The sequence below is a fragment of the Acidovorax sp. sic0104 genome, from assembly GCF_019219095.1.
In the GTDB taxonomy this organism is placed as follows: Bacteria; Pseudomonadota; Gammaproteobacteria; order Burkholderiales; family Burkholderiaceae_C; genus Acidovorax.
Map to the genome: position 1 here is coordinate 21,626 of NZ_JAHUWH010000020.1, position 25,753 is coordinate 47,378.

Consider the following 25,753-nt stretch of genomic DNA (forward strand, 5'->3'; position numbering starts at 1 on the left):
CTGATTCCGAGACGAAATAAGAAAATATTCCGGGATTTATAAGGCCTGCCCTACAGTGGACGCAACCCTTTCCCGCAAAGCCTTCCCTGCATGTCCCCTTCCCCCATCCCTTTTCGCAACGCCGTCGTCACGGGGGCCTGTGGTGGCCTGGGCCAGGCCCTGGTGCGCGAGCTGCTGGCCCAGGGCGCGCAGGTGGCGCTGGTGGGCCTGCAGCGCGAGGTGCTCGATGCCCTTGCCGCTACCGCGCCTGGGCGCTGTGCGGTGTACACGCCCGACGTGGCCGACGCCCCGGCCATGGGGCAGGTGGCCGCCGACTGGATGGCACGCGCCGGCCTGCCCGATCTGGTGGTCGCCAATGCCGGTGTGGCCGGCGGCTTCGACACCGCAGAGGCCGGCGACCTGGCCGTGATGCGCCGCATGCTGGAGATCAACCTGCTGGGCCCGGCCACCACCTTCCAACCCTTCGTGCAGGCGCTGCGGGTGCATGCCGTGCAGGGGCCGCGCTGCGCCCTGGTGGGCGTGGCCAGCATCGCGGGCTGGCGCGGCATGCCGGGCAATGGTGCCTACTGCGCCAGCAAGGGTGGGTTGATCCGCTACCTGGAGAGCCTGCGCGCGGAATGCCGGGGCTCGCGCCTGTCCGTGCACACCGTGAGCCCGGGCTATCTGCGCACGGCCCTCACCGCCGGGAACCGCTTTGCCATGCCCGGGCTCATGGAGCCCGATGCCGCCGCCCGTGCGCTGCTGGCCGGCGTGGCACGCGGGCGCGAACACATCGTGCTGCCACGGCGCATCGGCTGGCTCTCGCGCCTGCTGGCCTGCCTGCCCGCCGCCACCTACGACAGTCTTCTGCGCGGCCAGCCGCGCAAGCCGCGCGCTGGCGAAGCAGGTGCCACGGCCATCCCGGGCCTGACGAGGGGCACCAGCCAAGCGCCCTCCGAGCCCCTTTGAATTCCACCTGCGAGCAGCCCCGATGCAAGACGACCTTCGCCACGCCCCCGTCGTGGACACCACCTCGCCCGCCACGCGCGGCTCGATAGCGTTGATCGGCGCCGGCCCCTCGGGCCTGGCCGGTGCGCGCAACCTGCAAAAACTCGGCATTCCATTCCAGGGCTTCGAGGCGTACACCGATGTGGGGGGGTTGTGGAACATCGCCAACCCGCGCTCCACGGTGTACGAGTCGGCCCACCTGATCTCGAGCAAGCGCACCACCGAGTTCAGCGAATTCCCCATGGCCGACAGCGTGGCCGACTACCCCAGCCACCGCGAGCTGTGCCGCTACTTCGCGGCCTTTGCCGACCATTTCGACCTGCGCCGGCACTTCCGCTTCGGCGTGCGCGTACTGAACGTGGAACCGCTGACCGACAGCGAAGACAGTCTGTGGCGCGTGACCATCGCCACGGCCGACGGCGGCACCGAGTGCGCCGAGTACAAAGGCGTGGTGATCGCCAACGGCACGCTGGCCGAGCCCAGCATGCCGAAGTTCGAGGGCGAATTCAGCGGCGAGTTGCTGCACACCTCGGCCTACAAGCATGCCGAGCAGTTCAAGGGCAAGCGTGTGCTCATCGTGGGCGCCGGCAATTCGGGCTGCGACATCGCGGTGGATGCGGTGCACTATGCCGACAGCGTAGACATCTCGGTGCGGCGCGGCTACTACTTCGTGCCCAAGTACGTGTTCGGCAAGCCTGCCGACACGCTGGGTGGCAAGCGCCCGCTGCCGCCCTGGCTCAAGCAGAAGGTGGACAGCACGGTCTTGAAATGGTTCACGGGCGACCCCACGCGCTTCGGCTTTCCCAAGCCCGCGTACAGGATGTACGAGTCGCACCCCATCGTGAACTCGCTCATCCTGCACCACCTGGGCCATGGCGACATCCATGTGAAACCCGACATCGCGCGCTTGGACGGCTCCACCGTGCACTTCAAGGACGGCACCCGGCAGGACTACGACATGGTGCTGGCCGCCACGGGCTACACGCTGCACTACCCCTTCATCGCGCGCGAGTTGCTCAACTGGCAGGGCATGGCGCCGCGCCTGCACCTGAACATCTTTGCACCCGGGCGGCGCCGTCTGGCCGTGCTGGGCATGATCGAGGCCAGCGGCATCGGCTGGCAGGGCCGCTACGAACAGGCCGAGCTGGTGGCGCGCTACTTCAAGTCGCTCGATGCCGGCACGCCCGCCGCGCAGGCCTTCACAGCTGCGGTGCAGGGGCCGCCGCCCGACCTGTCGGGCGGATTCAAGTACCTGCAGCTTGAACGCATGGCCTACTACGTGCACAAGGACACCTACCGCGCGGCGGTGCGCAAGGCCGCCGCCGCACTGGCCTGAAAACGATCACAAGAAGAAAACCGAGGAGACAAACCATGCTGCCCGTGGACGAGATCCGCCTGAACTTCAACCCCGCATCGCTGATGCTGCTCAACGTGGTGCTGGGCTTTCTGATGTTCGGCATTGCGCTCGATACGCGGGTGGACGATTTCCGCCGCGTGGCCAAGATGCCCTGGGCCATGGCCGTGGGCATTGCCGCGCAGTTCATCGTGTTGCCGGCGGTGACCTTTGCGCTCACGCTGCTGCTGGGCGTGGGGCCGAGCATTGCCCTGGGCATGATTCTGGTGGCCTGCTGCCCGCCGGGCAATGTGTCCAACATCCTCACGCACCGCGCGCGCGGCAACGTGGCGCTGTCGGTGTCCATGACGGCCATCTCCAACGCCATCGCCATCGTGGCCATGCCGCTCAACTTCGCGTTCTGGGGCGGCATGCACCCCACGGCCGCGCCGCTGTTGAAGACCATCGCACTCGACCCGCTGGAGATGGTGGGCCACATCGTCGCCATCATCGGCGTGCCCTTCGTGCTGGGCCTGCTGTGCGCGCACCACCTGCCGCGCCTCACGCAGCGAGTGAAGAAGGCCGTGCGCATCATCAGCTTCCTGGCGCTTATCGGCTTCATCCTCGGGGCCATCGCGGGGAACTGGCGCTTCTTCCTCGACTACGTGGGCCTGGTGTTGCTGGCGGTGGCACTGCACGATGCGCTGGCCTTCGGCACCGGCTACCTGTGCGCACGCTTCACAGGCCTGCAAGACTATGACCGGCGCGCCGTCGCCATCGAGGTCGGCATCCGCAATGCAGGCCTGGGCCTGGTGGTGATCTTCAGCTTCTTCGGCGGCCTGGGCGGCATGGCCGTGGTGGCCGGGGTCTGGGGCTTCTGGGACATCATCGCCGGGCTGGCACTAGCCAGCTGGTGGGGGCGCAAGGACCCGTTGGGAGCGCAGCCCGCGCCGGCGCAGGGAGAGCGCGCATGAGCACGGCGCCCACGCTCCGCGCCCGCAACATCCTGGTCACGGGTGCCGACGGCTTTCTGGGCCGCGGCGTGGTGGCGGCACTGGCGCGGCGGCCGGACACCGGCACCGTCGTCGCGCTCGACGTGCGCGAGGTGCCGCCCGAGCGCCGCGAGCCGGGCATTGCCTACCAGGCCCAGGACGTGCGCGACCCGGCACTGGCCGAGACGCTGCAGCGCCATGCCATCGACACGGTTGTGCACCTGGCCTCCATCGTCACGCCGGGGCGTGACTCCAACCGGGCCTTCGAATACGACGTGGACGTGAACGGCACGCGCAATGTGCTCGACGCCTGCGCGGCCCAGGGCGTGCGGCATGTGGTCGTGTCCTCCAGCGGCGCAGCCTACGGCTACCACGCCGACAACCCGCCCTGGCTCACCGAGTCGCACCCGCTGCGCGGCAACGAAAGCTTTGCGTACGCGCACCACAAGCGCCTGGTCGAGGAGATGCTGGCCGCATGGCGCCAGAGCCATCCTCAACTGGCGCAGACCGTCTTTCGCATCGGCACCATCCTGGGCGAGCGGGTGGACAACCAGATCACCGCGCTGTTCGAGAAGCCGCGCCTTTTGGCCATCCGCGGCAGCGACAGCCCCTTCGTTTTCATCTGGGACGAGGACGTGACCGGCGCTCTGCTGCATGCGCTCGGGGGCGCATTGCCCGGCTGCTACAACCTCGCTGGCGACGGGGCGCTCACCATCCACCAGATCGCCGCGCGGCTGGGCAAGGGGACGTTGGACCTGCCGGCCGGCCTGCTGCGCGCGGCGCTGTTCGTGGGCTCGCGCCTGGGCGTGAGCCGCTACGGCCCTGAACAACTCGACTTTCTGCGTTACCGGCCGGTGCTGCTCAACACCGCCCTCAAGGAGCAACTGGGCTATGTGCCGCGCAAGACCAGCGCCGAGGCCTTCGACGCCTTCGTGGCCGCGCGCCAACGGCAAGGCCGGCCGGTTTCGGTGTCCGGCACCCTGGCAGGCAGCCGCGCATGAGCGCTGCGACGTTGCCGGGGGACGCACAGCCCCGCGCGCTCTCGCAAGGGGACCTGGGCTGCGCGCTCGCGGTCATCCTGATCTGGGGTTCCAACTTCGTGGTCATGAAGATGGGGCTGCAGACCCTGAGCCCCATGCTGCTGGGCACGCTGCGCTTCGTCGCGGCCTCGCTGCCCTTCCTGCTCTTCGTGCGCCGGCCGCAGCTGCCCTGGCGCTTTGTCGTGGCTTACGGCCTGGCGCAGGGCTTGGGGCAGTTCGGCCTGCTGTTCCTGGGCCTGCGCCTGGGCATGACGGCGGGCATGGCCTCGGTGGTCATGCAGACCCAGGCCTTCTTCACGCTGATCCTGGCCACCGCGCTGCTGCACGAGCGCGCTCGCCCGGCGCAATGGCTGGGGCTGGCGGTGGCGTTCGGCGGGCTGCTGGTGATTGCCAGCGCCCATGGCGAGGGCGCCCTGCAGATGAGCCTGGCGGGCTTCGTGCTCACGCTGGGCGCGGCCTTCATGTGGGCCACGTCCAACATGGTGGTGCGCTTTGCGGCGCGCTCGGGTGGGCAGTACGCACCATTTCCCTTCGTTGTGTGGAGCAGCACCGTGCCCATCGTGCCGTTCTTCGCGCTCGCGCTGTGGCTGGACGGCCCGGCCACGGTGGCAGCGCAGCTTGCCGGGCTCAACGGGCAGGCGCTGTTCGCGGTGCTGTACCTGGCCTTGCTGGCCACCTTGCTGGCCTACAGCCTGTGGACGCGTCTGCTGCAGCGCCACCCGGCGGGGCGGGTGGCCCCGTTCTCGCTGCTGATCCCGGTGGTGGGACTGCTGGCCGCCATGCTGGTGCTGGGCGAGCAGCCCGCGCCCGCGCAGTGGGCGGGCACCGGCGCCGTATTGCTGGGCATGCTCATCAACCAGTTTGGGCACAAATGGAAGACCCCCTGAGTCGCTTCGCGCCTTCCCCCTGAAAGGGGGACGCCGCCAGCGCGGCGGGGCGGCCCTTGCGCGGCGGCGGCTGGCCACGGTCATGCCTGCTCGCCATCAACGCGCGGCTTCACGGTCGGGAGAAGCGCAATGCGCCTGCCTGCTCAGGCCTTGGCGATGCGCGCCGCGATGGCCTGGCCCAGCTCGGTGGTGTTGGCCGTGCCACCCAGGTCGGGCGTGAGCGGGCCTTCCTTCAGGGCGGCTTCGATGGCGGCGACGATGGCGTCGTGCGCGGCGCGGCCGGCCCCCTGGCCCTGGGTCAAAAAGTCCAGCATCAGCGCGCCCGACCAGATCATGGCGATGGGATTGGCGATGTTCTTGCCGTAGATGTCGGGCGCCGAGCCGTGCACGGGCTCGAACAGCGACGGGAAGCTGCGCTCGGGGTTCAGGTTGGCCGAGGGCGCCAGGCCGATGGTGCCGGTGGTCGCGGGGCCCAGGTCCGAGAGAATGTCGCCGAACAGGTTGGTGGCGGCCACAACGTCGAAGCGGCCCGGCTGCAGCACGAAGCGCGCGGTGAGGATGTCGATGTGCTGCTTGTCCAGCGTGATGCCGGGGTAGCTCTTGGCGACGTCGTCGGCGCGCTGGTCCCACCAGGGCATGCTGATGGCGATGCCGTTGCTCTTGGTGGCCAAGGTGACGTGCTTGCGCGGGCGGCTCTGGGCCAGGTCGAAGGCGAACTTGAGCAGGCGCTCGGCGCCCTTGCGCGAATAGACGGATTCCTGGATCACGATCTCGCGGTCGGTGCCTTCGTACATGATGCCGCCCAGCGAGGTGTACTCACCCTCGGTGTTCTCGCGCACCACGTAGTAGTCGATGTCGCCGGGCTTGCGGCCGGCCAGGGGGCAGGGCACGCCTTCGAACAGGCGCACGGGGCGCAGGTTGATGTACTGGTCGAACTCGCGGCGGAACTTGAGCAGCGAGCCCCACAGGGAGACGTGGTCGGGCACGGTGGCAGGCCAGCCCACGGCGCCGAAGAAGATCGCGTCCATGCCCGAGAGCTGCGCCTTCCAGTCGTCGGGCATCATTTTTCCGTGCGCGGCGTAGTAGTCGCAACTGGCCCAGTCCACTGTGGTGGTCTCCAGCTGGATGCCGAAGCGCTGCGCGGCGGCCTGTACGGCGCGCAGGCCTTCGGGCATGACTTCCTTGCCGATGCCGTCGCCCGGGATGACGGCGATCTTGTAGGTCTTGGGGGTGCTGGTGCTCATGCGGACTCCTTGAGGGTGGTGCAAAGGTGGATGGTGGCAGATGGCTGGCGCAGTGGTGGCAGGCAGCGCGGGGCTGAAGGCATCACGGGCGGTCCTGTGGAGGGACCGGCTGGATGGCATTGTTTGGCACGCTGCCTGAAAATACAATCCAGCAACTGTGCTCTTATTCTTCACACATCGTGCATAAAAACCCTGCCACCGACGACCTGCGTGTGTTCACCGTGGTCGTGCGCAAGGCCAGCTTTGGCGATGCGGCCACGGAGCTGGGCGTCTCGCCCGCGTACGTGAGCAAGCGCATCCGCCTGCTGGAGCAGGAGCTGGCCGTGAAGCTGCTGCACCGCACGACTCGGCGCGTGGCGGTGACGGAGGAGGGCGAGCGCGTCTTTCATTGGGCGCAACGCATCCTGGACGACATGGACCAGCTGCTGCAGGAGGTAGCCATCACCCGGCGCGAGCCGCGCGGGCAGCTGCGGGTGAGCAGCAGCTTCGGCTTTGGCCGGCAGATCGTGGCGCCCGCGCTGTCGCGGCTGGTGGAGCAGCACCCGGGCCTGCAGGTGCGGCTGGAGGTGTTCGACCGGCTGGTGGATGTGGCCGGCGAAGGGTTCGATCTGGATGTGCGCGTGGGCGACGAGATCGCACCCCACCTGATCGCCCGCCGGCTGGCGGACAACCACCGCGTGCTGTGCGCGGCGCCGGCCTATCTGGAGAGCCACGGCACGCCGCGCACGCTGGCCGAGCTGCCCAGCCACGACTGCCTGGTGATCAAGGAGCGCGACCACCCATTCGGCGTATGGCGGCTGCGCAGCGGTGCGGTGGACGAGACGGTGAAGGTGCGCGGCCCGCTGTCGGCCAACAACGGGGAGATGGTGGTGCAGTGGGCCGTTCATGGCCGCGGCATCGCGCTGCGCTCGCTGTGGGATGTGGGGGCGCACCTGCGCGCGGGGCGGCTGGTGCAGGTTTTGCCGGACTGGTACCAGGAGGCCAATGTGTGGGCCGTGTACCCCACGCGGCTGGACCGCTCGGCCAAGGTGCGGGTGTGTGTGGAGTTTCTGGAGGCGTACTTCCGCACGGAGTGGGGCAAGGTGCAGCCGCAAGGCGGGCAGGTCTTGGACGTACAGGGGGCAGGGTCTGCGGGCGTAGGGCCAGCGGTCGCTTTGCCCTTTATAAAAAAATAGCCGCTATCGCTTGTCCACCAAGCGCCAGCAGCTATTGTTTTGATAGTGGATGGCCCGAGGCCTTCCGCAGCGCCTTGGCGCTGCGGCACCGTGGGGCGCTCAGCCAGCCAGCGCAGCCTTGACAGCGGCAGAGACCTGGCCCATGTCGGCCTTGCCCGCCAGACGGGTCTTGACCACGCCCATGACCTTGCCCATGTCGCCGGGGCCTGCAGCGCCCAGCTCGGCCACGATGGCCTTGACGGCGGCCAGGGTCTCCTCGGCCGACATGCGCTCGGGAAGGTAGGCCTGCAGCACCGCCATCTCCGACTTTTCCTTGTCGGCCAGGTCCTGGCGGCCTGCGCCTTCGAAAGCCGTGATGGAGTCCTTGCGCTGCTTGATGAGCTTGTCCACGATGGCCACGACAGCCACGTCGTCCAGCTCGATGCGTTCGTCCACTTCCTTTTGCTTCATCGCGGCCTGCAGCAGGCGGATGGTGCCCAGGCGCTCGCTGTCCTTGGCACGCATGGCGGTTTTCATGTCTTCGGTGATCTGATCCTTGAGGCTCATGAGGCTTTTCCTTTGTCTTTGTGTTGGTCAGGCAGGGATTTAGGGTTTGCAAAAAGCCCCTCTGGCTAGGCGTAGTGCCGCGGACAGTAGTCTCGCTACGGCAAGGCGCTACAACAACGCCAGAGGGGCTTTTTGCAAACCCGAAAAAACAAAAACCCGCGCTTGGCGTCCCTAGCGCGGGTTTGTCGGCACTCCGTATCAGGACGGGGCCTAAGCGGTACTTAGTACAGCTTCTTGGGCAGTTGCATGCTGCGAACGCGCTTGTAGTGACGCTTCACGGCGGCTGCCTTCTTGCGCTTGCGCTCGGCGGTGGGCTTTTCGTAGAACTCACGGGCGCGCAGGTCGGTCAGCAGACCGAGCTTTTCAATGGTGCGCTTGAAGCGGCGCAGGGCAACGTCAAAGGGTTCGTTTTCTTTTACGCGGATCGTAGTCATTAGCTAATGGTTTCCAAAATGTGCCCACAGAGGGACTTCAGGAGATCGGGCCTGAAGGCCGTGTGTGGCGGGTTTCCCCGTCTCAGTCATGGACTGTAACTAGTATTTGGCCGACGGGGCATTGCCAGCAAAGCCGGAGATTATAGCCTTTTCATGGCGCAGCGGTGCAAGTGGGTGATGTGCAGGCCTGCGCACAGCGCCGCTGAACCTCTCGGGGGGTGGCGTGGATGTTGCTTCATCTTGTAACAACACCATTCACAGCTACTGGCTCGCCGGCCATCCGCCGGCCGGGCCCGCGCAGAGACACCAATACCATGGCATTCATGCACCGCGTTTCGGGCTGGCTGGGCCGCCTCAGTGTGGGCCGCAAGCTCATGCTTATCTACTTGCTGGATTTGTCCGCGGTGATCTATGTCTCCAGCATCCTGATCCACGAGAAGTACGTGGCCATCGATTTCACCCGCAAGGAGATCGTGGGCACCACCTATGCGGCCGTGCTGCGCGACGGGTTGATGGGCCAGTTCCTCGCCGCGCCGCCCGAGCAGCCCCCGGTGGTGGCCGATGTGCTCACGCGGCTGGCGGGTGTGCGCCAGGCCTATGACGATCAGCTTCGCACGCACGAGGTGGGCGAACGCTTCAGTTCGGTGCTGCAGCAGCTGGTGCAAAGCCCGCCGCCCGCCTCCGACCCCATTGCGCTGACCCGGCTGCGCAGCCAGCTGCTGCGCGAAGGCCGCGAGCTGCTCACCACGGTGGGCAACCAGTCCAACCTGATCCTGGACCCGGACCTGGACAGCTACTACGGCATGTCGCTGGTGGTGCTGCGGTTTCCCGAGCTGCTGCAGGCCGTGCACGACACCGTGGTGTTCCTGCACGCGGCGCCCACGGCGCGCGGACCGCAGTGGTCGTCCGAGCTGCTCACCCTGGTGGGGCGGCTCGACGCGGTGATGCTGGGCATCGAGTCGGACTACAACCAGGCGTTCATTGCAGGGTCGCCCGAAATGCGTGCGGCCCTCATGGCCCAGCGCGAGGCGCTCAAGACTTCGCTGGAGAGCTTTCAGGCGCTGCTGCAGGGTATGGCCGCCGGCGAGTCGCGCCTGACGCTGGCCCAGGTGGGGGTGCAGCAAGCGCAGGTGCTGGGCGCGCTGCGCGACGCCTGGGCGGTGGGCATCGTCGATCTGGAGCGTCTGCTGAACCGCCGGGTGGACGGGCTGTACGCCCGCATGTGGCTGCACCTGGGCACGGCGCTGGTGCTGCTGGGCTGCATCCTGAGCCTGGTGACGCTGGTGGCCCGGCAGATCGCCAAGCCGCTGCAGCAGCTGGCGCGCGTGGCCGACGAGGTTCGCAAGAGCGGCGATCACACCTTGCGCGCCCACTGGTCAAGCCGCGACGAGATCGGCCGCCTGGTCACCGCCTTCAACGAGATGCTGTCCCAGCTCGACCGCGACCGCTTGCTGCAGCAGGAGCTGGCCGCCAGCGCCCGTGCGGCAGAGGCCCAGCGCGAGCTGGTGGAGGCGTTCCCGATCCCGATGGTCGTCACCTCGGTGCCCGAGCACGAGGTGCTGCACTCCAACGCGCCGGCCGGCCACTGGCTGGGCGGTCGCAAGACGGACCCGTGGGCCGTGGGGCTCGAGCCCGGCGTGCGCGCGCGGTTCTTTCAGCGCCTGGCGGACCAGGGCTCGGTCGACGAGTTCGAGGTGCGCTGGAAGGGCAGCACCGAGCCCTCGTGGGCCGTGCTGTCGGCGCGGCGCCTGCAGTTCCAGGGGCGCGACGCGGTGCTCACGGCGTTTACGCCGATCAACGTGCTCAAGGTCATGGAGCAGCGGCTGGAGCTGTGGGCCAAGGTGTTCGAGGCCTCGTCCGAGGGCATCATCATCATGAACGCCGACCAGCAGATCATCAGCGTGAACAAGGCGTTCTGCCGCAGCACGCACTACGACTTCTACGAGGTCATCGGCGAGGATCTGGGCTTCCTGGTGGAGGAAACCGACGGCGAGCCGCTGCCCCAGCAGATCCGCCGCACCATGCTCGACAAGGAGTCCTGGCAGGGCGAGGTGCGGTTTCGCCGCCGTTCGGGCGAGACCTATCCGGCCTGGCTCATGGTGTCCGCCGTGCGCGAGAGCAAGGGCCACAACAACAGCGGCGCGGTGGCCAACCACATCGGCATCGCCATCGACATCACCGACCGCAAGCTCAATGAGGAGCGCATCCAGTTCCTCGCGCACCACGACGTGCTCACCGAGCTGCCCAACCGCTCGCTGTGCGTGCAGCGCCTGCAGCTGGCGCTGGCCCAGGCCAGCGTCACGGGCGAGAAGGTGGCCGTGCTGTTCATCGACCTGGACCGATTCAAGGCCATCAACGACACGCTGGGCCACCACATCGGCGACGGGCTGCTGCGTTCGGTGGCCGGGCGCCTCACGCAGGCCGTGCGCAGCCGCGACACCGTGAGCCGCCTGGGCGGCGACGAGTTCGTGGTGGTGATGCGCGACGTGGCCGGGCGCGAAGACGTGCAGCAGCTGGTGGAGCGCAGGCTGATCCCGCTGATCCGCCAGAGCCACCCGGTGGAGGGCCACGAACTGAACGTGTCGTGCAGCGTCGGTATCGCCGTGTACCCCGGGGATGGCAGCGACATCGACGAGCTCATGCGCCGCGCCGATGCGGCCATGTACGAGGCCAAGACCACCGGCCGGGACATGGCGCGCTTCTATTCGGTGGAGACCGACCAGCGGGCCCTGGCACGCCAGACCATGGAGCAGCACCTGCGCCGCGCCCTGGAGCGCCACGAACTGAGCCTGCATTACCAGCCGCGTCTGGCCGCGCACAGCGGCCGCCTGCTGGGTGTCGAAGCGCTGCTGCGCTGGAACAACCCGGCCATCGGCGCGATACCGCCGAGCGAATTCATCCCCATCGCCGAAGAGACGGGCATGATCCGCGCGATCGGCAGCTGGGTGCTGCAGCAGGCCTGCGAGCAGTGGGCGCGCTGGCAGGAGTTGCCACGGCCATCCGGCGACGGCAGCGGCAACAGCGGCGTTAGCGCGCATCCCCTGGCGGACATCTCGGTGTCCGTCAACCTGTCGGCCGCGCAGATGGCCGACCCGCTGCTCGTGGCCGACATCGAGGCGCTGCTGGCGCGCACCGGCATGCCCGCCCATCGGCTGGAGCTGGAGATCACCGAGTCGCAACTCATGGACAACGCGCACGCGGCCGAGCAGCAGCTCGCGGCACTCAAGGCGCTCGGGGTACAGCTGTCCATCGACGACTTCGGCACCGGCTATTCCAGCCTGGCCTACCTCAAGCGCTTTGACATCGACCGGCTGAAGGTCGACCGATCCTTCGTGCGCGACATGCTCGCCAACCCCGCCGACATGGCCATCACCCGCGCCATCATCGCGCTGGGCCACACGCTGGGCCTCAAGATCGTGGCCGAGGGCGTGGAGGACCTGGCCACCGCGCAGGTGCTGGGTGTGCTCGACTGCGAAGAACTGCAGGGCTACCACTTCAGCCGGCCCTTGCCGGTGGCGCAGCTGGAAGACTGGGCGCTGCAGCAGCGGGCGCTGCAAGTGAGGGCGGTCGCGACGGCGTAGCGGCCCAACATGCGCTGCGCAGGCGAGGGCGGGCGAAGGCCCGCAAGGCCTCAGGGGGGTGTCGCCTTCAACGCTTGCGCGCACGCATGCCCGCTGGCCCAGGCCCACTGGAAGTTGTAGCCACCCAGCCAGCCGGTCACGTCCACCACCTCGCCGATGAAGTACAGCCCCGGCTGCGCCTTGCACTCCATGGTCTGCTGCGACAGCGCCTTGGTGTCCACGCCGCCCAGGGTCACTTCGGCCTTCTTGTAGCCCTCGGTGCCCGTGGGCGTCAGCTCCCAGCGCGCCAGCTGTTCCGCCAGCCGGGCCAGGGCCTTGTCCGATGCCTCGTTCACGGGGCGCTGCCAGTCGGCTTCGCGCTGTGCCCAGGCGTCGGCCAGGCGGCCGGGGACCAGGGTGGCCAACTCGTTGGCGATCAGCTTGCGCGAGCGGGACTTGGCGAGGGCCAGCGCTGCGGGCAGGTCCACGGTGGGTGCCAGGTTGACGGCCAGTGGCGTGCCCTCGCGCCAGTAGCTGGAGATCTGCAGCACCGCCGGCCCCGACAGGCCCCGGTGCGTGAACAGCAGGTCTTCGTGGAAAGCCATGCGCTCCTTCTTGGCACCGGTGCTGATGTCCACCGGCAACGCCAGCCCCGCCAGCTGTGCGTAAGGCGCCCAACCGTCGCCGTCGAATGTGAGCGGCACCAGGCCCGGGCGGCGATCGACGAGGGGCAGTTTGAACTGCTGCGCCAGCCGGTAGCCGAAGTCCGTGGCGCCGATCTTGGGGATGGACAGCCCGCCCGTGGCGATCACGACCGAGCGCGCCTGCACCGGGCCTCGGTCGGTATCAATTTGATAGCTGCCGGCGCTTTGTGGATCGGCGTCAGAAGGCAAATAGACTACTTTTTTGACGCCGCACGGCTGCCAGTGCGTCACGCCGCCTGCCGCACATTCGGCCAGCAGCATCGCGATGATGTCTTCGGCCGAGCGGTCGGCAAAAAGCTGGCCCTTGTGCTTCTCGTGGAACGGGATGCCGTGCTTTTGCACCAGCGCAATGAAGTCGGCAGGCGTGTAGCGCGACAGCGCCGAGCGGCAGAACTGCGGGTTCTGGCCAACGAAGTGCTTGTGCGGCGCGGAAGGGTCCAGGTCGCGGTTGGTGAAGTTGCACCGCCCGCCGCCCGAGATGCGGATCTTCTCGGCCACCTTGTCGGCATGGTCGATGAGCAGGACCTTCAGGCCCCGCTGGCCCGCCTGGCCGGCGCAGAAAAGGCCGGCGGCGCCGGCGCCGATGATGACGGCGTCAAAGAAAGGGGTGGTCATGGGAGCGGCGGATTGTAGGGCGTCGCTGGGCATCCCCTCAATTCGCGCGGCGCGGTAGCATTGACTCCCGCCCGTGCCATCCACCTTCCGAGGACTGACCCATGCATCCAATCCGCTACGCTGCCTGCGCCCTGGCGCTGGGCTTCCTGGCCCCGGCCTGGGCCATCAACAAGTGCACGGGTGCCGATGGCAAGGTTTCGTTCCAGGACGCTCCGTGTGCAGGGGGGTCTGGCGAGAAGATCGAGGTGCGCCCGGCGATGGAGGGTGCAACACCCGTTCCGCCGAGCGCATCCAAGCCGCAGGAGGGCACCTTCGGCCCTTCGTGGCAGCGCAAGCATTTCCTGCAGAACCAGGGCGTGCCGCAGGCGCGTGCGGCGGTGGAGCGCAATCAGCGCGAGTGCGCGGCGCAACCGGCAGAGGCGGTGGCCACGGCGGGCCCGCTGCGCAAATCCATTGCGGCAGGCAACCAGTTTGCCCAGGAGCGCGTTGCCGCCGCAGGCAAGGACAAGGCCGCGTGCGACGCGCGCACCGAAGAGCTGCGCGAACAGCTGAGGGCGCTCGAGAAGGAGCTCAGCACCCTCTGAGCACGGGCTTGGCGGCGGCGGGACTCAGCCCTTCCAGGTGAACGGAAACTTGAACTGCTTCACGAACCCGTTGGGTACATAGTCGCCCAGCACGCCGTACTTTTCGGGCCAGAGCTTGTCGCTCTTGACGGCGGTGCCGAACAGGTAGTCCAGGAAGGCGAAGTGGGCCGAATAGTTCTTGTCCAGCGCCTCCTGGTCCTGGCTGTGGTGCCAGTGGTGGAAGTTGGGCGTGACCAGCACGTAGCGCAGCGGCCCCAGGCGCACGCTCACGTTGGCATGGTTGAACACGGCCTGGAAGCCCACGACGACGATGTACGCGTCGATCACTTCCTTGGAAAAGCCCAGCACGTAGATGGGCGCGAGCACCAGTGTGCGCGTGATCAACAGCTCCAGGATGTGCTGGCGCGAGCCGGCCATCCAGTCCATGCTTTTGACGCTGTGGTGCACGGCGTGCAGGCGCCACAGCAGGGGCACCTCGTGGTAGGCGCGGTGCGTCCAGTACTGCACCAGGTCGGCCACCAGGATGATGAGGAACAGTGCCACCCAGAAGTTCAGGCCTTGCACCCAGCCGCGCACGCCGTCGCTGGCAGCCCAGCCGAAGAACTTGTGCACCAGCAGGTTGGTGGCCAGCAGCACGAAGCCCACCACCATGTGGTTCACGATGAAGTGGTGGAAGTCGGTCTGCCATTCCTCGCGGAAGATGGGCTGGTCCTTGCGCAGCGCGAACAGCTTCTCGATGAAGATGAAGATCAGCGAGCTGCCCAGCAGATCGAGGATGAACCAGTCCAGGCCGATGTAGGGCGTGTTGTCAGGGAAGTTGGGGTCCACCTCCACCTTGTGGCCGCCCAGGATGGCGGCCAGTGCAACGATTGCGAATGCGAAGGTGGACAGCCAGCGCGAGCGGTTGAACAGGATGTTGACCAGCGAGATGCCGCCTGCAACGGCCATGGCTGCCAACATGATGTAGCGGATGACCGTCACGTCGTAGCTCTTGCGCAACTGGGGCGTGGTCAGGTACTCGGGGAAGTGGAAGGCCAGCACACCCAGGAAGCACAGGATGGCCAGGGTGAGCGCGATCACCCCCGATACGAGGCCGCGCCCGCGCCGCAGCGCGCCGTGGCTTTCGGTGAATTCATTGAGCTTGTCGATTTCGAGCATGTTGCTGTTCCCTCCGGCATCGTGTGCCTGGTATCGGTAGGGCCGCATCGCGGCCGGCCTGGCGGTGCTGGCGGTCTGTGGCGACGGGCCGCTTGCGCGTGGCATGGGTTGTGCTGCGCGAGTTTAGCGGCCCGCGGCGTTGCGGGGGCGCGACGCACCCCACCCTAAAATTGCAGCATGAACATCCCTTCGCACCAACTCAGCATGACCGTGCTGATGTCCCCGGACATGGCCAATTTCTCGGGCAATGTGCACGGTGGGGCCATCTTGAAGCTGCTGGACCAGGTGGCGTATTCGTGCGCCAGCCGTTATTCGGCCTGCTACGTGGTCACGCTGAGCGTGGACCAGGTGATGTTCCTGCAGCCCATCCATGTGGGTGAGCTGGTGACCTTTCTGGCCAGCGTCAACTACACGGGTTCTTCGTCGATGGAGATCGGCATCAAGGTGGTGGCCGAAGACATACGCACCCAGGTGGTGCGGCATGTGAACAGCTGCTTCTTCACCATGGTGGCGGTGGACGAATCGCGCAAGCCGGTGAAGGTGCCGCCACTGTCGCCCTCCACCCCGGACGAAGGCCGGCGTTGGGAGGCTGCCTTGCTGCGCAAGGCGCTGCGCAAGGAACTGGCCGAGCGGTTCCAGCAGGTACGCGAGGCGGCCAAGGCCTGACGCCGCCGCATCCGCCTCGCGCCCATGGGGCGCGAGGCGGAGCCGGGTGTCGTGCCCGCGCGTGAAGGCCGCCCCAGCGCGGGGGCGGCTTGGGTCAGGTCAGCGTGCGGCGCAGAAACCGAACTCCGCAACCGCCCCTGGCGAGAGCGTCTGGTTCCAGTTCACCCCGGATGCATTCAGGTTGCCGCCGGACTGGGACCAGGTGGCGTTCCACAGGTTGTTGACCGTTCCGCTCACCGCCAGAGTGATGGCCCAGTTGCCCGCAGACGTGCCGGTGTTGGTGACCTTGACCCGCTGGCAGTAGCCGGCGCCCCAGTCGCTGTCCATGAGCTGCTGCACCGAGAAATTGGCCGCAGGCGTGGGCGTTGGGGTCGGAGTAGGGGTTGGTGTCGGTGTGGGTGTGGGGGTCGGCGTCGGGGTTGGTGTGGTGGTGCCGTCGCCCCACAGCCGCTGGAGCAGCTGGACCTTGTCGGTGCGCACGGTATTCCAGTCGTCGTCCAGGATGCCGCCGGTGTCGCCGCTGTTGGGGTTCCACGACCAGTAGAAGCCGCTGCGCATGCCCTTGCCGACCATGTAGTCCACCAGTGCGTTCTGCCATTGCACGTCGCGCGCATCACCCCGGCCGAACTTGCCGCCGAACTCACCCAGGAGCACGGCGTAGCCGGCCTGGACGAACTGGCCGAAGTGCTGCTCCCAGATCGCCGGCATGTTGCTCGGGAAGTTGGACGCATTGAAGTAGGGCTGCACGTACACGTCCGGCCCGTAGGTGTGCGGCGCCAGCAGCAGTTGCTTGGCCGGGATGTTGAGCGGCGTGCAGGCCAGGGGCTCCAGGTTGCCGCCCCAGAAATGCGCATTGCCGCCCGAGCAGCTGGGGTTCTCGCCGATGCCTTCCACGGCGATGAGCCACTTGGGCGCAACCGCCAGCACGGCCGCTGCGGCGCGTTCGGCCGCGCGGTTCCAGTCGGTGGCGTTGTTGCCAGTGCCCCAGGTGGCACTGCCGTGCGGCTCGTTCTTGATGTCCAGGCCGATGACGCCGGGAACGCCCACATAGCGCTGGGCGACGAAGGTCAGGTCGCTGATCCACTGCTGCTCGCTGTAGGCCGGCGTGTACCAGAGTTCGCTGATGGTCTGGCAGTCGGGCGTGTGGTGGTCCAGCAGCACGTACATGCCGCGGTTGCTCAGCTCGCTGACGATCTTGTCCATCACCTGCAGGGCCGACAGGCCCGCCAGGTCGGCATTGCGACCATAGTCGATGCTGTTGGGCGGGGCCGAGCCATGCAGCGTGGCGGGGCAGAAGGGCAGGCGCACGGCGTTGAAGCCCTGGGCCTGCATCTGCGTGATCATGTCGCTCCAGTTGCGGGCCCACAGGCCGTGCACCACATGGTTGTTGGTTTCGAAACCGAACCAGTTGACCCCCCGCAACTGTATCGCCTTGCCCGTGTCGTCCAGCACCTTGCCGGCATTGATTTCATAGCTCCAGGCGGAGCCGGCGCTGGCCAGCAGGCAGCCGGCCAGGGCCAGGCTCTTGCACAGGGTGGTGATCTTCATGGCTTGACGCTCTCCCAAAGGTGGTGTGTTGTCTGGAGCGGGCTTGGCGCAGGCGCGGCAATACGCCGTGTGCCTGCGGGCCCTGCCGGAGTGTGGCCCGTGCCGCTGCGCCGATGGTTTCCAATGGGCACCAATTGTAAGACCCTGTCCTGCCGGTTTTCAGGCCGCGCTGCGGCTGCGTCCCGCCAGCGACACCGCTTGCAGCGACAGTCCGTCGATTTCGTGGGTGATACCCGACAGCACGTTCGCCACGACGGCGAATTCCCGGCCGTGCTGCCCCGCGCGCGCGGCCATCACCTGGGCGTTGAAGCTCACCACCTTGGCCTCGCGGGCCACGGTCTGGATGGAGGCGACGATGCCTGCCAGCTCCTTCATCAGTGTTTCGGACTTGGCCTTGCCCACCTGGTCGAACACCGTGGTGGCGGTGTTCAGTGCTTCCAGGGCGGCGTCGGTGTTTTCCACCAGCCGGGCCAGCGCGTGCTCGACGCGGGGGCTGCCGCGTTCAGTCAGCTCCAGCACCGTGCCGACTTGCTGGGCAAAGGCGTCGATGGTGGCTCCCACGCCGGCCGGTCCGTAGATCTTGCGGATGCGCTCCGCGTCGGCGGCACCAAGGTGGCGCGGCGTATCGACCAGCCGTGCCTGGCTTTCGGTGAACAGGGCCAGGGTGGAGCGTGCCGCCTTCAGGTGCAGTTCGCTACCACCCGCGGCCAGCACGGTTTGCAGCACCATGCGCTGTGACAGCATGCGCTGGCGCGCGGCCAGATTGACGAGCGACATGTCGGTGTCGCGGGAGGCCGTGCCGGGGAGCTTGGATGCGCTGGCTGCCGAAGGCGGCATGCCGGTGTGCGAGGGGACTGGATAGGCTGCCATGTGGGTCCTTGTGCTCATTGCATTCAGATACATTCAGAAAGCAATAGCTGGGCCAGTTGGCGCGCCGTGATTCTTGCCCGGCGTGGGGCCCCTGCGCACCCTGCGGTGCAGGTGCAGCCCGGTTATCCCGCTTTGCGGGCCGTGAGCGGCGTTTCTTGCGATGCCAGCGCCACGCCACGTACCACGTCGCCCACCACGATGACTGACGGGCTGGCCAGTCCATCGCGGGTGATGGTGGCGTGCAATGCATCCAGCGTGGTGACCGCGTGTTTCTGGTGTGGCAAGGTGGCGTGCTGGATGATGGCGACCGGCGTGTGGGCGGGCAGCCCGGTGAGCAGTTCCTGCTCTATGGTGGCGGCGCCGCTCACGCCCATGTAGATCACCAGCGTGAGCCTGGCGTCGCGGGCGGTGGCTGCCAGCTGGCGCCAGTCGGTGCCTGCGTCTCCGGGCTTTGCGTGCCCCGTGACGAACACGACGCCGTGCGCATGCTCGCGGTGGGTCAGGGGCACGCCCAGCGATGTCAGCCCTGCCAGACCGGAGGTAATGCCGTTGACCACATCCACCTGCACGCCTGCCGCGCGCAGGTGTTCCACCTCTTCGCCGCCCCGACCGAAGATGAAGGGATCGCCCCCTTTGAGGCGCACCACATTCTCACCCTCGTTCACGGCCATGAGCATCAGCTTTTCGATGAAGGCCTGCGGCGTGCTCTTGCAGCCGCCGCGCTTGCCCACGTAGACGATCCGCGCCATGGGTGAAGCGTGCGCCACGATGGCGTCGCTCACCAGGTCATCCACCAGCAGCACGGTCGCTGCCTGGATGGCCTTCAGCGCCTTGATGGTCAGCAGCTCCGGATCGCCCGGCCCGGCGCCCACCAGGGTGCAGCGGCCGCCCGTGCCCAGGTGCTGCGCAGGGGTGGACGGGGTGGTGGGGACTGTGGGGCGGCTCATGGCGATGTCTCCGGGGCTGTTTGATCCGCAAGACGCAAGATATGTTCCACCTGCCTCTCGATGGCGGGCGGGATGGGCAACTCGCCGGCCAGCACGCGGCGCGTGTAGGTGGCGGTGGTGGCCACGTCGATCTCGGCGGGCAGGCCGGGCACCTCGCTGGCGGTACCAGGCTGCTGGGCCTCCAGCACTGTGTGCGTGCCGTGGATGAAGCCGTCGTAGCGCGGTGTGCGCCTAGGGTCGGTGGCGACCTCGCCTTCGAGACCGCGCGATAGCAGGGCCGTGATGCCCAGCGTGCGGAAGGTGGCCTGCAGCATCTCGAAGTACTCGGGGTGCGTGTAGGCCGTGACCACCACCGACGGCCCGGCGCACGGGTTCATCAGCTTGACCACGCTGTGCCCCGGATTGCGCAGGCCCACCACCTCGCGCACGGCCAGCAGGCGCGCCAGGCCTGCATGCAGGTGCTGTGTGTGGATGTGGCGCACGGTTCCGTTTGCTATCTTTTCAGGAGCTTCCAGCGCTGTTATATCAAGGGCAAGAAGCACATCCGATGCCAGAATGCGGCGAGCCTCGGTGCGCATGCCGTGCAGCAGCACGGGCAGGCCTTTGCGTGCCAGCAGCAGGGCCAGCAGGGGGGTGAGCACGGGCAGCTTGCGAGCGCCGTTGTAGCTGGGCAGCACGATGAGCGGGCGGTCCGTGGCGGGCAGCAGGGCCAGGCGCTGGTGTGTGGCGTCGAGAAAACCGCACATCTCCTCAGCCGTCTCGCCTTTGATGCGCATGGCCAGGCAGAAGGCGCCGATCTCCAGGTCGCTCGCGTGGCCGTCCAGCACCTGGCCGAACAGGTCGGTGGCCTGCTCGCGCGTAAGCGGCTTGGCGCCGCGCGCGCCGCGCCCAATTTCCTTGATGTACTGGCTTATGCCCATGGTAGTAGTTGGCGGGACTTGTGAAACAGGGCTCCAGCGTCGTTATTTCGGCTTGCCGTACAGGCGTACTGTCTGCGCCGAAAATGCCTAGCTGGAGCCCTGTTGCACACGTCCTTGTGGGTGTTCGAAGTGGGGCTGGGGTGCCATTTTCACGCAACCCAGACAACTTTTGGTTATATGGTGGCCTGTGCCACAGGTTTCGGGGCCAGGGGGCCGGTGGCGCGCACCATGCGCTTGAGTTCGGGCAGGCAGGAGCCGCAGTTGGTGCCGCAGCGCAGCTTGCCTTGCAGCTGGGCCAGGCGGTCGGCGTCGGTGCCGTGGCAGTGTGCCAGCTCTGTGGTGATGGCGATGTCGGCCACGTTGAAGCAGGTGCAGACCGTCTTGCCGCGCGACTGCACCGCCACGGGGGCCTTGGCGCCGGGGATCAGCAGCAGGCGGCCGTAGCTTTGGGCGGGGAGCTCTTCCTGCAGCAGGGTCTTGAGCCAGCCTTGCGCGCTGGTGTCGCCCGCCAGCACGATGCCTTCGAGCGTGGTGGCGTCGGGCCGGCGCAGCAGACGCGCCGCGCGGCGCTGGCCGCGCTTTTTGTCGGCGTAGCGCTGCGTGTCGGCGCCTGCCAGGCCCATCAGCGACTCGATGTGCTCGATGGTGGCGTCGGGCGGGGCTTCGTGCGCTGCGGCGCGCAGCAGCACGCCCACGCGCTCGCGGCCGGGTTCACTCAATGGCGTGTTGTTGCTGAAGGGAACGCAGCTGGCAAACGGAAACTGCGCCATCAATGCCGACAGCGCTTCGCGCGTGGCCTGTGCCGTGTCGGCCGGCAGCCAGGCCATGGCCAGCAACGTCCAGGGCAGCTCAGCCTTGAGGATCTTGACGGCCGCGTGCTTGAGCTCCGGCTGCTTGGAGGTGGGGCAGTAGGCCGAGGTGGTCAGTGCATTCACGCCCGCCAGCCGCTCGCCGGTGGACGAGCAGCCGCTTAGAAACTCGCTGCCCCAATGCATGGCCATGAAGGCCTGCGACACGCCCACGGTGGTGTCGCCCTGCACGGGCACGACGATGGTGCCGCGCTTGCTCGTCACGTAGACCAGATCGCCGTTCTTCAGGGCGCGTTCTTCCATGTCCTGCGGGTTCAGCTGCACGCTGGGCTCGGCCACATGGCCGAACAGGCGCCCCAGGGTGCCGGTGCGCGTCATGCCGTGCCACTGGTCGCGCAGGCGGCCGGTGGTCAGGCTGAAGGGGTAGCGCGACTCGCGCGGCTCGGCCACCGGCTGCCACGCATGGGCGGCAAAGCGCGCCCGGCCGTCGGCGGTGGGGAATATGCCGTCTTCATAGAGGCGGGCCTTGCCAGCGGTGGTGCCTTCAGGCAGCGGCCACTGCTGGGGCCCGCCGGTTTCGAGCAGGCTCCACGACAGGCCCGTGATGTCCAGGTCGCGTCCGCGCGTGCTCTCGCGGTGCTCTTTCCAGACCGCTTCGGCGCCTGCATCGGCGTGGTCGGTGGTGTAGGGGAAGAGGGTGGCTGCGCCGGGGCGCAGTAGCGCTTCGAGTTGCTGCGCGAACTGCACGGCAATCGCCCAGTCGTGCCTTGCCTCGCCGGGTGCGGGCACGGCGGTGCGCACGCGCGATATGCGGCGCTCGCTGTTGGTTACGGTGCCGGTCTTCTCACCCCAGGTGGTGGCGGGCAACAGCAGGTCGGCGTAGGCGCAGGTGGCGGCGGTGGCGAAGGCTTCCTGCACCACCACGAACTCGGCGCGCTGCAGGGCGCGGCGCACGGTGGCCTGGTCGGGCATGCTCTGCGCGGGGTTGGTGCAGGCGATCCACAGCGCCTTGATCTCGCCATCGGCGGCGGCCTGGAACATCTCCACGGCGGTCTTGCCGGGCTTGGCGGGCACGTCGGACACGCCCCACAGGGCTGCCACTTCGGCGCGGTGCTGGGGGTTGGCCAGGTCGCGATGCGCGCTGAGCAAATTGGCCAGGCCACCCACCTCGCGCCCGCCCATGGCGTTGGGCTGGCCAGTCAGGCTGAAGGGGCCGGCGCCGGGCTTGCCGATCTGCGCGGTGGCCAGGTGCAGGTTGATGAGGGTGGCGTTCTTGGCGGTGCCGCTGCTGCTCTGGTTCAGGCCCTGGCAGTAAAGGCTCAGGGTCGATGCCGAGGTGGCGAACCACCGTGCGGCGGTGGCCAGGTCGCCCCCCGGGATGCCGCACACCTCGGCCACGCGCTCGGGCGTGGCATCGCGCACCCGGGCCTGCAGTTCGTCAAAGCCCGTGGTGTGCGCCGCGATGTAGGCCGGGTCGGTCCAGCCTTCTCGCAGCATCAGGTGCAGCATGCCATTGAACAGCATCACGTCACTGCCAGGCTGAATGGGCAGGAACAGATCGGCCATGCCGGCAGTGTCGGTGCGGCGCGGGTCGGCCACGATCACCTTCATGCCCGGGTTGGCGGCGCGTGCGTCTTCGATGCGGCGAAACAGGATGGGGTGTGCCCAGGCCGCGTTGCTGCCCACAATGAAGAGGCACTGCGCGTGTTTCACGTCGTCGTAGCAGGCAGGCGGCGCATCGGCGCCCAGGGTCTGCTTGTAGCCCGCCACTGCGCTGCTCATGCACAGGCGCGAGTTGGTATCGATGTTGTTGGTGCCGATCAGGCCCTTGGCCAGCTTGTTGAAAACGTAGTAGTCCTCGGTGAGCAACTGGCCGCTGACGTAGAAGCCCACGGCGTCGGGGCCGTGCTGCTGGATGATGTCGGCGAACCTCCCGGCGGCCAGACCCAGGGCTGCGTCCCACGGCAGGGGCTGGGGGGCATCGGTGCGTTGCAAGCGCTGCTGAGGTTGCAGCAGGCGCGTCTGCAGGGTGACGGGGCTGGTCGCCGTGAGGTGCAGGGTCGAGCCCTTGGTGCACAGGCGGCCGAAGTTGGCTGGGTGCAGCGAGTCGCCGCGCACGCCGGTGATCTGCGGGCCGTCGCTCTCGATGATCACGCCGCAGCCTACGCCGCAGTAGGGGCAGGTGGATCGGGTCTCTGTCATACCGTGGTTTTGTTGCTGTGGAGTGGGGCGGTGGGCGATGGCTGTGATGCCGATGTCTGCAATTCAGCCGCCAAGCGCTGCATAGAGGCCCGTCACCTTGTCCATGCTGGACAGCAGGTTCTCGCTGGCCACGAACACATCCGACACCAGCCGCGCCGTGTTGCCCGTGGCATTGCCGGTCTGCATGCGCTGCAGGGCCGCATCGAAGAACACCCACTGCCCATCGGCCAGTTGCAGCTCCTGGCGGATGCGGTCGTTGGCCTCCGGCGCCTTGCGCAGCACCTCGTTCGCCGCGACGAATTCGGTCCGCGCCTTGGCGATCTCGGCGGCCGATGCTGCGGCGTCCACGGGCAGCAGGGCGGCCAGGTAGAACTTGGCCATGCGCTGGCTGAGCATGCGCTGGCGGCCGGCCAGGTTGACCAGATGGCCCACGGCCTTGCCCGAGGCGGCTTCGTACTGCACCGTGCCCAGGTGCGCCAGGCCGAGTACCTTGGCATCGGCCTGCAGCATCGCCGCCGCGCCGGACAGGGCGGGCGTGCCACCCACCAGTGTGGACTTGTGCGAGGCCCAGGCGGTTTCTAGCTGGCCGTAGGTGTCGCGGATGGTTGGTGTGGGCGCGTAGGCCTTGAGCTCTGCGAGCTGGCGCTCGAACAGCCCGATGGACTGCTCCAGCACCTGGCGTGCGGCGTTTTCCTGAACCCTGTGCGCCAGGGCCAGCCAGGCCTTGCCCATGCGCTGGCTGAGCATGCGCTGGCGGCCGGCCTTGTTGATGGCGTCGTTGAGGCTGGCGACCTGCGCATGCGCTGGCCGGGGCGCCCAGGCCAGGACGCTGGCCACGGCGCCGCTGCCTGCGGCAATCAACAGGGTTCTGCGGTGCAGGTTTGCGGTCGGGAGGGCGGCGGCGGTCTTCATCATGGTGGCCTTGGAGGAGCGTTGCGCAAGAAGGTCAAAGAGGGGAGGTCGTTCAGTCCGTGTTCGACGGGCCGAACATCAGCTGGTCGCGGATTTCCTCGACGGTGCGGCCTTCGCGCAGCAGCTCGAAGTACCAGTGGCCGTCCACCGTGTCGCCGTACAGGCAGGCCCCCACGAGCTTGTCGTCCTTGATCACGAGCTTCTTGTACATGCCGGTGGCCGGGTCGCTCATCACGATCTCTTCGGTGTTCTCATCGCCCAGGAAGTCGCCGGCCGAGAACAGGTCGATGCCGGTCACCTTGAGCTTGGTGGAAGTGAGCGAGCCCTGATAGCGGTCGATGCCCATCTCTGCCAGGTGGTTGGCCAGCACCTTGCCCTGCTCGAACAGCGGAGCCACCAGGCCGTAGGCGACGCCCCGGTGCGCCGCGCACTCGCCGACGGCGTAGATGCGCGCGTCGGTCACGGTCTGTAGCGTGTCGCTCACCACGATGCCGCGGTTCACGTGCAGGCGCATCTTCTCGGCCAGGGCGGTGTTGGGGCGCACGCCCACGGTCATCACCACCAGGTCAGCGGGCACCTCGCTGCCGTCCTTGAATTTCACGGCGCAGACGCGGCCATCGGGGCCGGCCACCAGCTCCTGGGTCTGGGCATTGAGCAGGAAATTCATGCCGCGCTCCTGCAGCGTCTGCTGCAGCATGCGGCCGGCCACGTCGTCGAGCTGGCGCTCCATGAGCGTCTTGCCGACGTGCACCACGCTCACCGCCATGCCGCGCTTCATGAGGCCGTTGGCGGCCTCCAGGCCCAGCAGTCCCCCGCCGATGACCACGGCGTGCCTGTAGGTGGCGGCGGCGTCGATCATGGCCTGCGTGTCGGCGATGTCGCGGTAGGCGAGCACGCCGGCCAGGCCCTTGCCGGGCACGGGCAGGATGAACGGGTTGGAGCCGGTGGCCAGGATCAGGCGGTCGTACTCGGCGGTGATGACCTCGCCCGCTGCGTTGGCGGCGCTCACCACGCGGCGCACGCGGTCCACGTCGTTCACCGTGAAGCCGGCGTGCAGCGTGATGTGGTTGTCGGTGTACCAGGTCCAGTCGTTGAGGATGATCTCGTCGATGGTCTGCTCGCCCGCCAGCACCGGCGACAGCATGATGCGGTTGTAGTTGGGGTGCGGCTCGGCGCCGAACACCGTGATGTCGTACAGATCGGGGGCAATCTTGAGAAGCTCTTCCAGAGTGCGCACGCCGGCCATGCCGTTACCTACCATCACCAGCTTGAGCTTTTTCATCATGATTCCTTCAGCGCCTTCGCGGGGCCGCGCGAAAAACAGGAAAGGCGTCCACACGATGCTGCTTCGATCCAGTTCGAAACGGCACGTGGGGACGCCTTTGTCCGGGCAATTCCGCCGTGCGCCATTGCAAGGTGGAGTCGCGAGACCCCGAAGGGTCGTTGGTGGTGTAAAGCAATGCCTGTGCCAATCGGTGCGCACTGATGTGGGGCGGCGCGTAGCGGCGCAGGCGGACGGTGGTGCGGGCCTGCTCCGGCCTTGCGCGGATGCACGTGGTCCATGCCCTTGCCTGGCGCGGCATGCACCACCTTGGGCATGAAACCTGCATGGAGGTGGTG

At 67.6% G+C, this 25,753-nt stretch carries 20 protein-coding genes and 1 pseudogene; 9 read left to right on the forward strand and 12 right to left on the reverse strand.

Features of this window, described 5'->3' with window-relative positions; genetic code table 11:
- Positions 1–90: 90 nt before the first annotated feature.
- The 5 genes from KW835_RS23230 to KW835_RS23250 are packed head-to-tail and all read left to right on the forward strand — an operon-like array spanning position 91 to position 5,239.
- Positions 91–948 carry an SDR family oxidoreductase gene (locus KW835_RS23230; RefSeq protein ID WP_218386805.1) on the forward strand — a complete coding sequence of 286 codons (858 nt, stop codon included), beginning with the start codon at positions 91–93 and terminating at the stop codon, positions 946–948.
- Positions 949–970: 22 nt separating this feature from the next.
- Entirely contained in the window at positions 971–2,323 is a 1,353-nt protein-coding gene (locus tag KW835_RS23235; RefSeq protein ID WP_218386807.1) for an NAD(P)/FAD-dependent oxidoreductase, read from the forward strand.
- A gap of 35 nt (positions 2,324–2,358) precedes the next feature.
- Positions 2,359–3,294 carry a bile acid:sodium symporter family protein gene (locus KW835_RS23240; RefSeq protein ID WP_218386809.1) on the forward strand — a complete coding sequence of 312 codons (936 nt, stop codon included), beginning with the start codon at positions 2,359–2,361 and terminating at the stop codon, positions 3,292–3,294.
- Entirely contained in the window at positions 3,291–4,313 is a 1,023-nt protein-coding gene (locus KW835_RS23245; RefSeq protein ID WP_218386810.1) for an SDR family oxidoreductase, read from the forward strand. The genes KW835_RS23240 and KW835_RS23245 overlap by 4 nt, the downstream gene beginning before the upstream one ends.
- Positions 4,310–5,239 carry an EamA family transporter gene (locus KW835_RS23250; protein ID WP_218386812.1) on the forward strand — a complete coding sequence of 310 codons (930 nt, stop codon included), beginning with the start codon at positions 4,310–4,312 and terminating at the stop codon, positions 5,237–5,239. Before KW835_RS23245 ends, KW835_RS23250 begins: the two co-directional genes overlap by 4 nt.
- A gap of 143 nt (positions 5,240–5,382) precedes the next feature.
- Here the strand turns inward: KW835_RS23250 and KW835_RS23255 are convergent, their stop codons facing one another.
- The gene (locus KW835_RS23255) at positions 5,383–6,483 is read right to left on the reverse strand and encodes a tartrate dehydrogenase (RefSeq protein ID WP_218386813.1); all 1,101 of its coding nucleotides are present in this window, start codon (positions 6,481–6,483) and stop codon (positions 5,383–5,385) included.
- 179 nt (positions 6,484–6,662) lie between these two features.
- Here KW835_RS23255 and KW835_RS23260 point away from each other — a divergent pair, with 179 nt between their 5' ends.
- Positions 6,663–7,658 (forward strand): LysR substrate-binding domain-containing protein, encoded by a 996-nt coding sequence (locus KW835_RS23260; RefSeq protein WP_339385490.1) that lies wholly within the window; start codon positions 6,663–6,665, stop codon positions 7,656–7,658.
- 99 nt (positions 7,659–7,757) lie between these two features.
- On the opposite strand, the gene KW835_RS23265 is transcribed toward KW835_RS23260, so the two are convergent.
- Together KW835_RS23265 and rpsU are read right to left on the reverse strand one after the other, a co-directional pair.
- On the reverse strand, positions 7,758–8,204 hold the full coding sequence (locus KW835_RS23265; protein ID WP_218386817.1) for a GatB/YqeY domain-containing protein: 447 nt from the start codon (positions 8,202–8,204) through the stop codon (positions 7,758–7,760).
- Positions 8,205–8,425: 221 nt separating this feature from the next.
- Positions 8,426–8,638, reverse strand: a complete 213-nt coding sequence (gene rpsU / locus KW835_RS23270; protein WP_007833691.1) for a 30S ribosomal protein S21 — start codon at positions 8,636–8,638, stop codon at positions 8,426–8,428.
- A 314-nt stretch (positions 8,639–8,952) separates the two neighbouring features.
- On the opposite strand from rpsU, the gene KW835_RS23275 reads away from it, so the two are divergent.
- Entirely contained in the window at positions 8,953–12,219 is a 3,267-nt protein-coding gene (locus tag KW835_RS23275; protein WP_218386819.1) for an EAL domain-containing protein, read from the forward strand.
- Positions 12,220–12,269: 50 nt separating this feature from the next.
- Here the strand turns inward: KW835_RS23275 and KW835_RS23280 are convergent, their stop codons facing one another.
- Entirely contained in the window at positions 12,270–13,517 is a 1,248-nt protein-coding gene (locus KW835_RS23280) for an NAD(P)/FAD-dependent oxidoreductase (protein WP_218386821.1), read from the reverse strand.
- Between the two features lie 101 nt (positions 13,518–13,618).
- Between KW835_RS23280 and KW835_RS23285 the strand changes: the two genes are divergently transcribed.
- A complete protein-coding gene (locus KW835_RS23285; protein WP_218386823.1) occupies positions 13,619–14,101 on the forward strand; it encodes a DUF4124 domain-containing protein in 483 nt (160 codons plus the stop codon).
- Positions 14,102–14,125: 24 nt separating this feature from the next.
- On the opposite strand, the gene KW835_RS23290 is transcribed toward KW835_RS23285, so the two are convergent.
- Positions 14,126–15,259 (reverse strand): sterol desaturase family protein, encoded by a 1,134-nt coding sequence (locus KW835_RS23290; RefSeq protein ID WP_218386825.1) that lies wholly within the window; start codon positions 15,257–15,259, stop codon positions 14,126–14,128.
- A gap of 177 nt (positions 15,260–15,436) precedes the next feature.
- On the opposite strand from KW835_RS23290, the gene KW835_RS23295 reads away from it, so the two are divergent.
- Positions 15,437–15,925 (forward strand): acyl-CoA thioesterase, encoded by a 489-nt coding sequence (locus KW835_RS23295; RefSeq protein WP_218386826.1) that lies wholly within the window; start codon positions 15,437–15,439, stop codon positions 15,923–15,925.
- A gap of 99 nt (positions 15,926–16,024) precedes the next feature.
- On the opposite strand, the gene KW835_RS23300 is transcribed toward KW835_RS23295, so the two are convergent.
- The 7 genes and pseudogenes from KW835_RS23300 to KW835_RS23330 all read right to left on the reverse strand — a co-directional run.
- Positions 16,025–17,473 (reverse strand): cellulase family glycosylhydrolase, encoded by a 1,449-nt coding sequence (locus KW835_RS23300; RefSeq protein WP_218386827.1) that lies wholly within the window; start codon positions 17,471–17,473, stop codon positions 16,025–16,027.
- 159 nt (positions 17,474–17,632) lie between these two features.
- Complete coding sequence (locus tag KW835_RS23305) at positions 17,633–18,343, reverse strand: type IV pili methyl-accepting chemotaxis transducer N-terminal domain-containing protein (RefSeq protein ID WP_218386828.1); 711 nt, start codon at positions 18,341–18,343, stop codon at positions 17,633–17,635.
- A 122-nt stretch (positions 18,344–18,465) separates the two neighbouring features.
- Positions 18,466–19,290, reverse strand: a complete 825-nt coding sequence (gene cobA, locus KW835_RS23310; protein WP_218386829.1) for a uroporphyrinogen-III C-methyltransferase — start codon at positions 19,288–19,290, stop codon at positions 18,466–18,468.
- Positions 19,287–20,210 (reverse strand): DNA-binding protein YbiB, encoded by a 924-nt coding sequence (gene ybiB / locus KW835_RS23315; protein WP_218386830.1) that lies wholly within the window; start codon positions 20,208–20,210, stop codon positions 19,287–19,289. The genes cobA and ybiB overlap by 4 nt, the downstream gene beginning before the upstream one ends.
- 173 nt (positions 20,211–20,383) lie before the next feature.
- Positions 20,384–23,221, reverse strand: coding sequence for a nitrate reductase (locus tag KW835_RS23320; RefSeq protein WP_218386831.1), 2,838 nt, complete (start codon positions 23,219–23,221; stop codon positions 20,384–20,386).
- Between the two features lie 63 nt (positions 23,222–23,284).
- Positions 23,285–24,136 (reverse strand): type IV pili methyl-accepting chemotaxis transducer N-terminal domain-containing protein, encoded by an 852-nt coding sequence (locus KW835_RS23325; protein WP_255593861.1) that lies wholly within the window; start codon positions 24,134–24,136, stop codon positions 23,285–23,287.
- 58 nt (positions 24,137–24,194) lie between these two features.
- Positions 24,195–25,415 (reverse strand): annotated as a pseudogene (locus KW835_RS23330) (NAD(P)/FAD-dependent oxidoreductase); the annotation flags it as partial.
- Between the last annotated feature and the right edge of the window lie 338 nt (positions 25,416–25,753).

Bases quoted from the DNA above. Each gene is read 5' to 3' on its own strand.
- KW835_RS23230 (WP_218386805.1), top strand. From the start codon at position 91: ATGTCCCCTTCCCCCATCCCTTTTCGCAACGCCGTCGTCACGGGGGCC.
- KW835_RS23235 (WP_218386807.1), top strand. From the start codon at position 971: ATGCAAGACGACCTTCGCCACGCCCCCGTCGTGGACACCACCTCGCCC.
- KW835_RS23240 (WP_218386809.1), top strand. From the start codon at position 2,359: ATGCTGCCCGTGGACGAGATCCGCCTGAACTTCAACCCCGCATCGCTG.
- KW835_RS23245 (WP_218386810.1), top strand. From the start codon at position 3,291: ATGAGCACGGCGCCCACGCTCCGCGCCCGCAACATCCTGGTCACGGGT.
- KW835_RS23250 (WP_218386812.1), top strand. From the start codon at position 4,310: ATGAGCGCTGCGACGTTGCCGGGGGACGCACAGCCCCGCGCGCTCTCG.
- KW835_RS23255 (WP_218386813.1), bottom strand. From the start codon at position 6,483: ATGAGCACCAGCACCCCCAAGACCTACAAGATCGCCGTCATCCCGGGC.
- KW835_RS23265 (WP_218386817.1), bottom strand. From the start codon at position 8,204: ATGAGCCTCAAGGATCAGATCACCGAAGACATGAAAACCGCCATGCGT.
- rpsU (WP_007833691.1), bottom strand. From the start codon at position 8,638: ATGACTACGATCCGCGTAAAAGAAAACGAACCCTTTGACGTTGCCCTG.
- KW835_RS23275 (WP_218386819.1), top strand. From the start codon at position 8,953: ATGGCATTCATGCACCGCGTTTCGGGCTGGCTGGGCCGCCTCAGTGTG.
- KW835_RS23280 (WP_218386821.1), bottom strand. From the start codon at position 13,517: ATGACCACCCCTTTCTTTGACGCCGTCATCATCGGCGCCGGCGCCGCC.
- KW835_RS23285 (WP_218386823.1), top strand. From the start codon at position 13,619: ATGCATCCAATCCGCTACGCTGCCTGCGCCCTGGCGCTGGGCTTCCTG.
- KW835_RS23290 (WP_218386825.1), bottom strand. From the start codon at position 15,259: ATGCTCGAAATCGACAAGCTCAATGAATTCACCGAAAGCCACGGCGCG.
- KW835_RS23295 (WP_218386826.1), top strand. From the start codon at position 15,437: ATGAACATCCCTTCGCACCAACTCAGCATGACCGTGCTGATGTCCCCG.
- KW835_RS23300 (WP_218386827.1), bottom strand. From the start codon at position 17,473: ATGAAGATCACCACCCTGTGCAAGAGCCTGGCCCTGGCCGGCTGCCTG.
- KW835_RS23305 (WP_218386828.1), bottom strand. From the start codon at position 18,343: ATGGCAGCCTATCCAGTCCCCTCGCACACCGGCATGCCGCCTTCGGCA.
- cobA (WP_218386829.1), bottom strand. From the start codon at position 19,290: ATGAGCCGCCCCACAGTCCCCACCACCCCGTCCACCCCTGCGCAGCAC.
- ybiB (WP_218386830.1), bottom strand. From the start codon at position 20,210: ATGGGCATAAGCCAGTACATCAAGGAAATTGGGCGCGGCGCGCGCGGC.
- KW835_RS23320 (WP_218386831.1), bottom strand. From the start codon at position 23,221: ATGACAGAGACCCGATCCACCTGCCCCTACTGCGGCGTAGGCTGCGGC.
- KW835_RS23325 (WP_255593861.1), bottom strand. From the start codon at position 24,136: ATGATGAAGACCGCCGCCGCCCTCCCGACCGCAAACCTGCACCGCAGA.